The organism is Novosphingobium kaempferiae, from assembly GCF_021227995.1.
GTDB classification, from domain to species: Bacteria; Pseudomonadota; Alphaproteobacteria; order Sphingomonadales; family Sphingomonadaceae; genus Novosphingobium; species Novosphingobium kaempferiae.
Map to the genome: position 1 here is coordinate 2405332 of NZ_CP089301.1, position 12188 is coordinate 2417519.

At 68.3% G+C, this 12188-nt stretch carries 11 protein-coding genes; all 11 read left to right on the forward strand.

Going from position 1 to position 12188, the window contains the following annotated elements:
* The 11 genes from LO787_RS10825 to LO787_RS10875 all read left to right on the forward strand — a co-directional run bounded on the left by LO787_RS10825 (position 1) and on the right by LO787_RS10875 (position 12121).
* Positions 1 to 1167: a CpaE/TadZ family protein gene (locus tag LO787_RS10825; RefSeq protein WP_232495840.1), complete on the forward strand. Its 1167-nt coding sequence runs from the start codon at positions 1 to 3 to the stop codon at positions 1165 to 1167.
* A complete protein-coding gene (locus tag LO787_RS10830) occupies positions 1164 to 2543 on the forward strand; it encodes a TadA family conjugal transfer-associated ATPase (RefSeq protein ID WP_232495841.1) in 1380 nt (459 codons plus the stop codon). Before LO787_RS10825 ends, LO787_RS10830 begins: the two co-directional genes overlap by 4 nt.
* Entirely contained in the window at positions 2537 to 3439 is a 903-nt protein-coding gene (locus LO787_RS10835) for a type II secretion system F family protein (protein WP_232495842.1), read from the forward strand. Before LO787_RS10830 ends, LO787_RS10835 begins: the two co-directional genes overlap by 7 nt.
* Positions 3439 to 4338: a type II secretion system F family protein gene (locus LO787_RS10840; protein ID WP_232495843.1), complete on the forward strand. Its 900-nt coding sequence runs from the start codon at positions 3439 to 3441 to the stop codon at positions 4336 to 4338. The genes LO787_RS10835 and LO787_RS10840 overlap by 1 nt, the downstream gene beginning before the upstream one ends.
* Positions 4335 to 5036 (forward strand): tetratricopeptide repeat protein, encoded by a 702-nt coding sequence (locus tag LO787_RS10845; protein WP_232495844.1) that lies wholly within the window; start codon positions 4335 to 4337, stop codon positions 5034 to 5036. Before LO787_RS10840 ends, LO787_RS10845 begins: the two co-directional genes overlap by 4 nt.
* The gene (locus LO787_RS10850; RefSeq protein ID WP_232495845.1) at positions 5033 to 6838 is read left to right on the forward strand and encodes a TadG family pilus assembly protein; all 1806 of its coding nucleotides are present in this window, start codon (positions 5033 to 5035) and stop codon (positions 6836 to 6838) included. The genes LO787_RS10845 and LO787_RS10850 overlap by 4 nt, the downstream gene beginning before the upstream one ends.
* Before the next feature lie 83 nt (positions 6839 to 6921).
* Complete coding sequence (locus LO787_RS10855) at positions 6922 to 7134, forward strand: Flp family type IVb pilin (protein ID WP_232495846.1); 213 nt, start codon at positions 6922 to 6924, stop codon at positions 7132 to 7134.
* Positions 7135 to 7178: 44 nt separating this feature from the next.
* Positions 7179 to 7589 carry a TadE/TadG family type IV pilus assembly protein gene (locus LO787_RS10860; RefSeq protein ID WP_232495847.1) on the forward strand — a complete coding sequence of 137 codons (411 nt, stop codon included), beginning with the start codon at positions 7179 to 7181 and terminating at the stop codon, positions 7587 to 7589.
* Positions 7590 to 7591: 2 nt separating this feature from the next.
* On the forward strand, positions 7592 to 8053 hold the full coding sequence (locus tag LO787_RS10865) for a hypothetical protein (RefSeq protein WP_232495848.1): 462 nt from the start codon (positions 7592 to 7594) through the stop codon (positions 8051 to 8053).
* Between the two features lie 135 nt (positions 8054 to 8188).
* Positions 8189 to 9136 carry a response regulator gene (locus LO787_RS10870; protein ID WP_232495849.1) on the forward strand — a complete coding sequence of 316 codons (948 nt, stop codon included), beginning with the start codon at positions 8189 to 8191 and terminating at the stop codon, positions 9134 to 9136.
* 225 nt (positions 9137 to 9361) lie between these two features.
* A complete protein-coding gene (locus LO787_RS10875) occupies positions 9362 to 12121 on the forward strand; it encodes an ATP-binding protein (RefSeq protein ID WP_232495850.1) in 2760 nt (919 codons plus the stop codon).
* Positions 12122 to 12188 lie beyond the last annotated feature (67 nt).

The following is a 12188-nucleotide window of genomic DNA, read 5'->3' on the forward strand; positions in this document are numbered from 1 at the left end:
ATGGCACGCATCCATCTTCTCTCGATCGACCGCGCGCTGGCGCAGCGCATCTCGGACGCCATGGGCGCCCACGTCACTGTCGAGATGGCCCAGTCGCTCGACGAGGCCGAGTTCGACGGCCCGGGCATCGTCGTGATCGACCATGCCTCGATCCCCGCCGAGCGCGCGATGGCATCGGTCATCGCCGAAGTCGCGCAGGCGGCTCCGGGCCGCGCGGTGGTGCTCGCCACTGAGGACATGTACGCGGGCCACGTCCTTCAGGCGATCCGCTCCGGCGCGACCGATGTGCTGCCGCGCGGCGCGGTGGCCTCGGAAGTGAGCGAGATCCTCTCGCGCGTGCTCAACACTTCGCTGGCGAGCCAGGGGAGGCTGGGCCGCTTCACCCTCGTCCTCGGCACCGACCGTGACGCGACCGCCGTACTGGCGACCGACATGGCGCTCGCCTACAGCCTCGACGGCGCATCGACGCTGCTGATCGACTGCACCCTGCCGAGCAGCACGGCCGAGGCCTACCTCGACCTCAAGGTGGACTACGGCCTCGCCTCGGCGATCTCCGACATCGACCGCATGGACGCGAGCCTGCTGTCCGATGCGCTGGCGCATCACGACCGCAGCGGGCTGACCCTGCTGACGCTTGACGGCGGCACCGGGGCGGAGCCTGTCGGCATCGGTCCGGCGGACATCGTCGGCCTGATCCAGCTGCTGCGGGCGAGTTGCAACCACGTCGTCCTGTGCGGCGGATCCCTGCGTAACGGCGGGCTGCTGCGCGAACTCGCCTCGCAGGCGCAGAGCGTCGAGGTTGTGTGCAGCCAGTCGATCCGCGAGCTTGACGCCACCCGCCGCCTGCTCGACCGCGTGGCCATCGACACCGCTAGCGCACAGCGCCTGCGCCTGCTGGTGTGGGAGCACGATCCGCGCATCCTGCTCGACGGTCGCCGCATGGCCGATGCGCTCGACATCGACACCGTGCTCGGTATCCCGGTCGACCGCGTGCAGCAGCGCAACGCGCTGAACGCCGGACGACCGATGATGACCGAGCGGGATGGCGGCACTTACGCGCAGGCCGTGCGGCGCGCCTGCGGGATCTCGTCGCAGGCCAAGGGCGCCAGCTTCGGGATCGACCGCATGCGCAAGGCAATCCTGCGTTCGGTGGAGCGCACCGCATGAGCCTGCTCACCAACGATTTCGTGCCCGGAGAGGGCGGCGAGCCGGAGCCCAAGCGCAAGGCCGCCATCGCGCAGCCCGCCGCGCAGCGCATGAGCGACAGCTACCAGGCGGTGAAGGCGCTGACCTGCGCGCAGGTGATCGAGCAGCTGGAGACGCAGGGCTCCACCGCCGACGGGCTGGACCGGCGCACGCTGCGCAGCGAGATCGAGCAGGTCATCAACAGCCGCAGCCGTCGCGGCCAGCTCGCGCTCAACAGCGCCGAGCGGCTGCTGCTGATCGAGGACGTCGAGGACGAGGTCGTCGGCCTCGGCCCCATCGCGCCGCTGCTGCGCGACAGCACCATCGACGACATCATCGTCAACGGCGCCAACACCATCTACGCCGAGCGCTCGGGCGTGCTGGAACGGGTCGAGACGCGCTTCCGCGACGACGCGCACCTCATGAACATCATCCAGCGCATCGTCGGCCCCATCGGCCGCCGCGTGGACGAGGCGACGCCCTTCGTCGATGCGCGCCTGCCGGACGGCTCGCGCGTCAACATCGTCATCCCGCCGATCGCGCTCGACGGCCCGCTGGTCTCGATCCGCAAGTTCCGCCTTCAGGCGCTCAGCGTCGAGGACTGCGTGAGCGGCGGCGTCATGAGCCCGGCGATGGCCGCGTTCCTGACGAGCGCGGTGCGTTCGCGCCTCAACATCCTGATCTGCGGCGGCACCGGCGCGGGCAAGTCCACGCTGCTCAACGTGCTGTCGAGCTGCATCAGCAACAAGGAACGCCTCGTCACCATCGAGGACGCGGCCGAGCTGCAACTGCGACAGGAGCACGTCGTCCGGCTGGAGACGCGCCCGCCCAATGTCGACGGCAGCCGCGAGGTGAGTGCGCGCGATCTCGTCCGCAACGCCCTGCGCATGCGGCCCGACCGCATCATCCTGGGTGAGGTGCGCGGCGTCGAGGCGGTGGAGATGCTGCAGGCGATGTCCACCGGCCACGACGGCTCGATGGCGACGCTCCATGCCAACACCCCGCGCGACGCGCTGTCGCGCCTCGAAATGCTGCTGGGCTTTGCCGGTCAGCAGAACGACGTGCGCGCGGTGCGCCGCTTCGTTGCCAACTCGATCCACGTCATCGTCAACATCCAGCGCCTCGCCAACGGCTCGCGCCGGATCACCTCGGTCGCCGAAGTGACCGGGGTGGAGGGCGAGGCCTACACGCTCAACGAACTGTTCCACTTCGAGGAAAATCCGCCGATGTCGGGCGAGGGGCTGCATCGCACGATGTCGCCGCGGCCCTATCACGTCGCGCGCCTCAAGGACTACGCCGCGCCCACGCTGGACAAGGCCACCGGCGCCGTCGGCCATGGGGAAGCAACCGCATGGTGAAGGGCGGCGCCTATCTCCTGCTGGCGCTGCTCATCCTCGGCGCGATGGCATGGCACTGGTTCTCGCAGCGCACGCGCGACCGCGTGGTACTCGACCGGCGGCTGGAGGCCATCGCCACGCCCGACGCCGCGCCTGCGCGCCCGATCATCGCGGTCACTGTGCCCGAGCGGATCGCGCCGCTGCTGGCGCAGGCGCAGGTTGAGATCACCTTCGGCGCGGTGCAGGCGCTGACCGGCGGGATGCTCATCGCGACGCTGATCGTGCTCCTGCTGTTCGGGCCGGCCGCTGCGGTGGTCCTAGTGGTCGGCGTGCCGATGGCGGTGCTGTCCTGGCTCCAGGGCCGTGCGCGCAAGCGGATCGAGGCGCTGGCCGAGGCGCTGCCGCTCTATCTCGACGGTGTGCGCCAGCTTCAGGCGGTGGGCAATTCGCTGTCGCAGGCGCTTGCCCGCGCCCTCGCCGATGCCCCCGAGACGGTGCAGAGCTACTTCGCGCCGGTCGGCCGCCGCCTCGCCATGGGGGCGCCGGTGGCCGAGACGATGCAACAGCTGGCCGACCGGTTGCAGGTGCCCGAAGTCTCGATGATCGCCGCCGCCATCCGCACCAACCTGCGCTACGGCGGCTCGATCGCGACGGTGTTCGGCAACCTCTCCAACATCCTGCGCGAGCGCGTGCGCATCCGCCGCGACCTGCAGGCGGCGACGTCGGAGGCCAAGGTGAGCGCGCGCGTGCTGATCGCGATGCCGCTGCTCGCCATGGTGCTGCTGGTGGGCATGAACCGCGCCTACATCGAATTCTTCATCGACGATCCGCGTGGCCGCACGATGTCGATGGTGGCGATCGTGCTCGAACTGATCGGCATCATGATTATCCGCCGCATGATGAGGCTCGCGTTCTGATGGCCGGCGCGCTCGCCCTCCTTTCGCTCATCGCCGCCGTCGCGGGCGGGGCGATGGTGGTGCTGGGCCTGCGCTGGCTGCAGGTCGATGCCCAGCTCCGCGCGCGGATCGACGGACAGGCCGCCATCGGCAGCGCCCCCTCGCGCGGCTGGCGCAACCTCAAGGCGCCGCGCGCGCTGTTGGCGCAGGGGCGCGACCGTCAGGAGATCGAGAAGCGCCTGCGCGCCGCCGGCTACTTCGAGCCGGGTGCGCTCGACGTCTTCGTCGCGCTGCGGCTCGCCGCGACGCTGCTGGTGATGCTGGCCTCGATGGCGACGTGCTTCGCCGTCACCGGCAACCCGCTGCGCCCGATCTTCCCGACGTTCGCGCTGACCGGCCTCACCTACATTGGCGCCAAGTACGCCCTCCAGATGCGCGCCACCGCGCGCGAGCGGGTGCTGACGGCGGAGTTTCCGTTCCTGCTCGACCTGATGCTGATGATGCTCGAAAGCGGCGTTTCGCTCGACCAGTGCTTCCGCGGCATCGCGCGGGACGAGCGGGTGGCGGTGCCCAACCATGCGAAGCTGGTGGCGATGCTGGTCGAGGATCTCGACCGTGGGCAGGACTACCAGGTCGCGTTCGACCGCTGGGCGACCCGCGTAGGCGTGCAGGGCTCTCGCGAACTGGCGGCACTGTTCCGGCAGTCGCTGTTCCAGGGCATGGAGCTGGTCCCGGCCCTGCGCGAATTCATCCGCGAATTCTCGCAGCGCCGCGTCGCCCGTGCGCGCGAGCAGATCGGCAAGATCACCGTGCGGATGGTCGTGCTCATGCTCGTCTTCTTCATGCCTGCGCTGTTCATCGTGCTGGCCGGCCCGCCGGTGGCCGCGATCCTCGACACGCTGCGGAGTACCGGACGATGATGCGATACCTGCTTCCCGTGACGACGCTGGCGCTGGCGGGCCTCGCCCCGATGCCCGCCATGGCGGCCGACCGTTCGGACCGCACGGCGGAAGCGCAGGAGGAGAACTCCACGCGCACGCTGTACATGACGCTGATCCGGCAGGCCCGCAGCGACGGTCGCGCCCGCGCCGCGCTCGCCTATCTCGACGATTTCGACCGCAAGTACCCCTCGGACAGCGATGCGCGCGTGCTGCGGGTCAACTGCCTGCTCGACCTCGACCAGACCGAGGCCGCACGCACGGCGATGGAACGCATCCCGTCGAACGATCGCAGCGGACAGGCGCTGGCGGTGCGCGGGCATGTCCTCGCCGCCGAAGGGCAGTGGCCGCAGGCGGCGGTTCAGTACGCAGCGGCCCTGCAGGCGAGCCCCGCCGATGCCTTCATCACCAATGCGCTGGGCTATGCCCGCCTGCGCTCGGGCCAGACCGCCGAGGCGGTCGAGACGCTGCGTGCCGCGCGCGATCTGGTGCCGGACGACATGGTGGTGCGCAACAACCTGATCCTCGCGCTGACGCTCAACGGGCGGCTGGGCGAAGCGGACGCAATGATGTCCGGCATGACCGACGCCAAGGCCAAGGCGCAACTGCGCCAGCAGGTCGCGGGCGAGGTGGCGCGGATCGCGGCGGCAGGGGGCGGCAAGCCGTCCCTGGGCTCATGACCGCGCTGCGCTCCGCCTTTCGCCGCCTGCGCGAATTGCGGCGTGATGAAAGCGGCGCGATCGCGCCCGCCGTCGCCGTGCTGGGCGTGCCGCTGCTGCTCTCGGCAGGGCTCGCGCTCGATGTGGCGCTCTACTACAGCGGCAACCGCGAACTGCGCATCGCGACCGAGGCGGCGGCACTGGCGGCGGCGATGGAGCCCGCCCGCGCGCAGGCCCGCGCGCAGGATTACCTGAACCGCAACGGCTATTCGGACCCGACGATCCTCAAGCGGGTCGAGGTCGGCTACTACTGTGCCAACATCAACCGGGATTCGGGATCGCGCTTCGTCGCGGCGGGATCGCCCGACACCGTGAACTGCCCCGGCAGTTCCACCGTCAATGCCGTGCGCCTGACCACGGGCGAGCCGAGCCGCCGCTTCCTGACCGGCGCGCTGGGCGACGCGAGCCCGATCCCCGACCTTGCCGCCACCGCCAGCGCCGCGCGCGTGGACGAGGCGGGCATCTCGGTCACGTCGGGCCTGCTGACCGTCACCAACACGCTGGTCAACGCGGTCAACGACCTGCTCGGCGCGCTCATCGGCATCAAGCTGCGGCTGACGACGGCGGACATCGAGGCGCTGATGGGCGGCAATGTCGATGCCGGCCTGTTCTTCGACGCGCTCGCCCGCCGCTCCGGCCAGACCGGGACTTACGGGCAACTGGTAGAGGGCACTTACGGACTTCAGGATCTCGTCCTTTCAGCCGCCGAAGCCGCGGGAGACGCGCGGACCGGCAACGCATTACGCACCTTCGGGTCGCAGGTCGGAAACGGCTACCGGGTGCCATTGAGCGGGCTGTTCGGGCTGGGCGTGTGGAAGAACATGCCGGTGGGCGAAGCGGACGTGAAGCCGTCGCTGCGGGCCGGGATGAATGCTTACCAGCTCGTCTCGTATGCGGTGCAGGCGGGGCCGGGCGTGATCGATGCGTCCGATCTGGTCAGCCTCGTCGTGCCCAACAGCACCGTCGCCATCCGGGCGGCGAGTTCCGGACTGACCAACCGCCCCCGCTTCGCGTTCGGCCCGGTCGGCGAGACGCTTGTCGGCACTTCGATGCTGCGGTTGCAGGTCGACGTGAAGCTTATCAACCTCAACGTCCTCAACCTCGTGAACGGCGAGGCGAACGTGCCGCTGGTAGTCGACGTGGACGCCGCCGACGCGCGGGTGTCCGGCATCGACTGCACCGGCGAGACCGAGCAGAACAGCCGCACGCGCGTGAACGTGACCGCCAATTCCGGGCTGGTGAACGTCTATCTCGGCAGGCTGGTCAATCCCAACGCGATGACCAAGGCCCTGCCGCCGCTCAGCAACAGCGATTTCGAGTACGGCAAGATCCTCGATCTCAACGTGCTCAACATCCTCGGTGGCCTGAGCGTGGCGCAGGTGCAGGGCAAGGCGATCGTCAAGCCGGTGCTGGGGCGGACAAGCGCGAATGTCATTTTCGGTCCCGGGGGTAACGGCACCATCGGCACGGTGGCTGTACCGGGTCAGGGCGTTGTCGTCGGCAACCGCTTCCAGGTCGGCGCGACTTTGCAAGGCGTTACCAACAATCTGCAATTGCAGACCTGCCTCGTCTCGCTCGTCTGCGTCGGCAGCGACACGCAGGCCGTGTCCGCTGTGCTGGGCGTGGTGAATGCGGTGGGCGGCGTGCTGGGTTCCACCACCGATCCCCTGCTCGACAACGTTCTCGCCGCGCTGGGCGTGCAGCTTGGCCATGCGACGGTGTGGACCAACGGCGTGCGCTGCGGGGTGCCGGTGCTGATCTAGGGTTTCGTTCATGGCGCGGCGGGACGCCCCTCCTGTCCCGGACGCGCCTCTTGCGACCACGGAGGGGTATGGGGAGTATTTTTATGATGAATTCGATCCACAATTTGATGACCCGCCTGCGTGGCGATGAGCGCGGCCTTACGGCAGTCGAATACGCAGTTCTCGGCGGTATCGTCGTGGCTGCGCTGCTCGCAGTAGGAACCGCTTTCCAGAGCGATCTCTCGACCGCCTTCTCCAACCTCTTCAGTGGTGGCAGCGGCGGTGCAGGTGGCGCTGGCGGCGCCGGCGGCGTCTAAAAGAGGAGGACATCATGCGCATGACGGCAAGGACAGCGGTCCGCATGCTGAAATGCGATAGGGGGATTGCGGCGCTGGAGTTCGCCCTGCTGGCTCCGGCGCTGCTCACCCTCGTCTTCTCGGTCATCGTCTATTCGATCTACTTCACGGCCCTCATCGGCGTGAGACAGGCCGCTGCGGAGGGCGCCCGGGCGGCGGTCGCGGGTCTTTCGACCGGCGAGCGCGTGGCCCTTGCCACCAGCCGGGCGCAGGCGGTGATCGACAACTACGGATCCCTGCTCGGTGGCAAGACGCCGCCGCAGATTACCGCTGCGGCAGGGACCACCAGGGGAACGTTTCGCGTCGAGGTGCGCTACGACATGAGCGGCAGCCCGATCATGCGCTACGGCGCCTTCGTGCCGCTGCCGGACAGCACCCTCGAAGCCAGCGTTACCGTGACCAACGGGGGATATTGACGATGGAGGCCGCAGGATACTTCTATCTTGCTCTTCTTATACTTGTGCTGGTTCCCGTGGTGATCCTGCCTTGGGAAGGGCAGACCACGCCCGACTGGCTTTATGTCGTGCTTGCGGGTTGCGGCCTCGTCGGAGCGGCGGCATTAGAAGGAACACCCGGATTCTACCGGGCATGCGCCGCAGGGGTGGGGTGCATTGCCGTCGCGAGCCTTGCCGTGACCGTGCTTCGGGCGCGGACCCGCGCAAGGATCCTGACGGGGGGTCAGATCAAGCTGCTTGGGGCGGGGGCCACTTGGCTGGGAATAAGCGGAACATTCGCGATGGTGGCGGTGGCCGTACTGGCGCTGGTGCTGATAGCTGCCTTCCAACGGGCGGGCGCAGTGCGGCGTCGTCCGGACGCATCGGCGATCCTCGCGGTGGCAATCCTCTCGGTCGCGTTGCAGCAATATTTACCCGGAATGTGATAAGGGCATCCGCAAATACAGTGATGGGAAGATGCGATGCCTAAGAGCTGGCGGACACGCCTGGGGTCTCTTCTTGGCCCACAGAGCGATGATGCTGAGGAAATCGACGCGGAACACGCAAGGGAGCGAGTACCGATGGCCGAAATACCAAAGGCGATAGAGGCAGGAGTGTTCCGGCAGGTGGAGCCGGTGCTCGTCGTCGACGACGACACGGACTGGGGCATGGAGTGCGCCTTCGCGCTGCGGCAGATGGGCTACGAGCCATTCGTCGCATCGAGCGCGGAAGAAGCGTTGTCGGTGTTCCGGTCGAACGAGATTTCCATCGCCATCGTCGACTACAACCTGCCGGGGCTCGACGGGATCACGCTCATCGGCGAGATGGCCCAGCATGCCGACCGGCAGGGGCGCCAGCTGCGCTTCATCATGGCGACCGGGCATGCGACCAAGGATGTCGCCATCGACGCCATGCGCGCCTCTGCGGTCGACTTCCTCGAAAAGCCGATCAGCCAGGGCGACCTGCGCCGTGCCCTCCAGCGCATCCAGGGGCTGCCCGAGGCTACCGGTGCGCGCAATGCGCTGCTGGAGCGGATGTCGACGCTCAGCACCGAACTGCAACGCCTCTCGCACCTGATGGACGAGCCCGGCCGCGCGCCGCCGGAAGCGGCTGCGGCAATGGTCGCTCCGGCTCCTGCGATTGTTCCCGCAGCGATGCCGCAGCTTGCCGACGCCGATCCTGTCGGCCCGGCGCAACTGACGGGCTTCATCCGCGACCTGCTGCGCAAGGAGATGAAGCGCCGGGAGATCGGCGGCGGCGAACTGTTCGGCGATCCGACATGGGCCATGCTGCTCGACCTGCTGCTGGCCAAGATCGAACACCGCCGCGTCTCCGTTTCGAGCGCCTGCATCGCCTCCGGCGCACCGATGAGCACCGCGCTGCGGCTGGTGCGCAGGCTCGTCGACGAGGGTGTGCTGTGCCGCCTGCCCGACGAGCAGGACCGGCGACGCCACTTCCTGGCGATCAACCCGAAGTTCGAACAGCCGCTGGTCGATTACCTATCGGACCAGTTGCGCCAGCAGCGCTGACAGTGCGGCCCGGATATCGAAGGCGGTATCCGGGTTCCTGCCGAGCCTGAGGATTGACCTTTTTTAACCGCCGTGACGAACGTGCCTGTGACACCTTGAGCCGTGTTTGCAGATGCGGGTGCGAGTTTGGTTGCCGTCAGTTCAGAACCGGTTCCCCGGTCATTCCTGTTCGGACCCTTTGTCCTCATGCCGGAGCGACAACTCCTCCTGAGGAACGGCAAGCCCGTGCGCGTCGGCGGCCGCGCGCTCGATATCCTGACCGCCCTCGTCGAACGTCCCGGAGAGCTGGTTAGCAAGCGCGACCTGATGTCGCGCGCCTGGCCGGACATCGTGGTCGAGGAAGGCAACCTCAAGGTCAATATCGCCAGCCTGCGGCGGCAGCTCGAAGGGCCGGGGGAAGAGCGCTTCATCGCGACCATCATCGGCCGGGGCTATCGCTTCGTCAGTCCGGTGCAGAGCACGGAAGCATCGCTGCCGGCTGTCCATGATGCGGTGGCCGTCACCCGCGATCACAATCTGCCGCTGGCCGCGACGCGGGTGGTGGGGCGCTCGGAGATCATCGCCGACATAGCGGCGGAACTCGAGGATCACCGGCTCGTCACCGTGGTTGGGCCCGGCGGGATCGGCAAGACCACTGTCGCATGCGCCGTGGCCGAGCAGGTGTTGCCGCGCTTCGAGCATGGCGTATGGCTGGTCGATCTGTCGCCGCTGAAGGAAGCCGGGCGGGTGTCTGCCGCCATCGCAGCGGCGGTCGGGATGACTGCGCATTCCGCCAACATGGAGGCGGCGCTTCTCGAATACCTGCGCGGTCGCGAGATGCTGCTGATGCTGGACAGCTGCGAGCATCTGATCGATGCGGTGGCGGCGAACGTCGGCCGCATCCTGGCGTCTGCGCCGGGTGTGCGCGTGCTGTCCACAAGCCGCGAGCCGCTGGGCCTTGGCAGGGAACGCGTGCGCAGACTTCCCGGCCTAGATGCGCCGGACGCTGATGCCATGCTGACCGCGCGGGACGCCATGACCTACCCCGCCGTGGAGCTCTTCGTCGAGCGCGCGATGGACCGGCTGGAGACCTTCCGGCTGACCGATGCCGATGCGCCGGTGGTGGCAGACATCTGCCGCCGTCTCGACGGCCTTGCGCTGGCCATCGAACTCGCGGCCACCCGGGTGGACGCATTCGGCCTTGCCGAACTGCGCGAACTGCTGGGCGACCGCTTCCGGGTGCTTACGAGCAGGCGTTACGGCCCCGACCGGCACCAGACGCTCACGGCGACGATCGACTGGAGCTACGATCTCCTTTCCCCCGGCGAACATGCCCTTCTACGGCGGCTGTCGGTTTTCGCCGGCCCCTTCACGCTGGCATCGGCGGTTGCGGTAGCGGCCGATGCCACCATTACGCCGGGGCAGATCGCTCAGGACATGGCGAACCTCGTCGCCAAGTCGCTGGTGGCTGCCGAAGCCAGTGACTTCGAGGTCGAGTACCGCCTGTTCGACACCACTCGCAGCTATGCGCAGGAGCGACTGGCGGAATGCGGAGAACTGGCCCGGCTTCGGCGACGCCATGCAGAGCATGTCGCCACGCTTGTCGCACAGGCCAACCTCGAACTCGTGCAACTCGGGGAAAGGGCCTGGATCGCCAGCCATCGTCGCAAGATCGATGACCTGCGGGTCGCGCTGGCGTGGGCGTTCGGCGCGGACGGTGACGCTGCGCTGGCGATCACCCTGACGGTCGCGGCGATACCGTTCTGGGAGCGCCTTTCCCTGCTCGACGAATGCCGCCACGCGGCCGAACAGGCTCTCGCTGCGCGTTTTGACGAAAGCCGGAGCGAGCGGGACGAACTGATCCTGTGTCTCGCCCACGGAGCCGCACTGCTGTATACCTGCGGGCCGCTGCCGCAGGCGAAGGCGATGTTCAGCCGCGCGCTCGATCTTGCGGAGAAGCTTGGCGATCTCGACCTGCGGGTGGAGAGCCTGCGCAAGCTGTCGGAGCATCACCTCTGGACCGGGGACGCGCGTTCCTCCCTCGCGGTGACGGAACTGTTGCGCGCGACCGCCGCGTTCCGGGAAGACGCCGCCGGGATGGTCAATGCGGATGCCCATGCGGGTATCGCACTCTACTACCTAGGCGATCTGGCATCCGCGCGCGAACGGCTTGAGAGCTTCCTGCAGTCTGCCCCCGCGACGCAGCAGGGCGTGGCCGGAGGCGCCGCCCGGTTCGAATTCGACCTGCGGCTGGAGGCGCGCGGCGCGCTGGCGATGGTGCTGTGGCTTTCGGGCTTCGTGGAACAGGCGAAGGTCGAGGCGCGCAGGCAGCGGGAGGAGGCGGAGGCATGCAATTACGCGCTGCCGCTCTGCGCCTCGATCGTGCTCGTATCCCTGCCGATCCAGGTCTTCACCGGCGAATTCGCCGCGGCCGAGCGCGATCTGGATTTCGTGGAGGCCTACGCGGCGACGCATGGACTGCCGCTGTGGCGGGCGATGGCGGCGTGCATGCGGGTGAAATGGCGGCTCGATTCCGGGCAACCGGTGGACTTGCAGGACTACCGCGCCGATCTGGCGAAGATCCGCGACGGCGAGCTGGGCACGCGCTATCCGCCGTTCCTGGCGAACTATGGCGAAGTCCTGCTGAATGGCGGCGACCCGGAGGGGGCGCTGTCCTGCGTCGACCGGGCGATCTCGCTCTATTCCGGCAGCGGCCAGCTATGGGGCATTCCCGAGATGCTGCGGATGAAGGGCGGCTACATCCGCCGCAGCGGCGTGCGGGGGATCGAGGACGCCGCCGCGCGGTGCTATCGCGAGGCCATCGACATCGCGCGCCATCAGGGCGCCCTGACCTGGGAACTGCGCGCGGCGACCGACTTCGTCGAACTGGAGCGCGGCCGGGGCGGGAGCAGTGAAGCCGAGGCGGCGCTGGCGACGGCCTACGCCCGCTTCACCGAAGGCTTCGACACGCTCGACCTGCGTCGCGCGCGGGCCCTGCTCGGCTGACGGAGCGCGATTTACACGCATTAGGCGGTCGCCCGAGGCCGCCGTGATAGCCTGCGCGCTCGCAAGG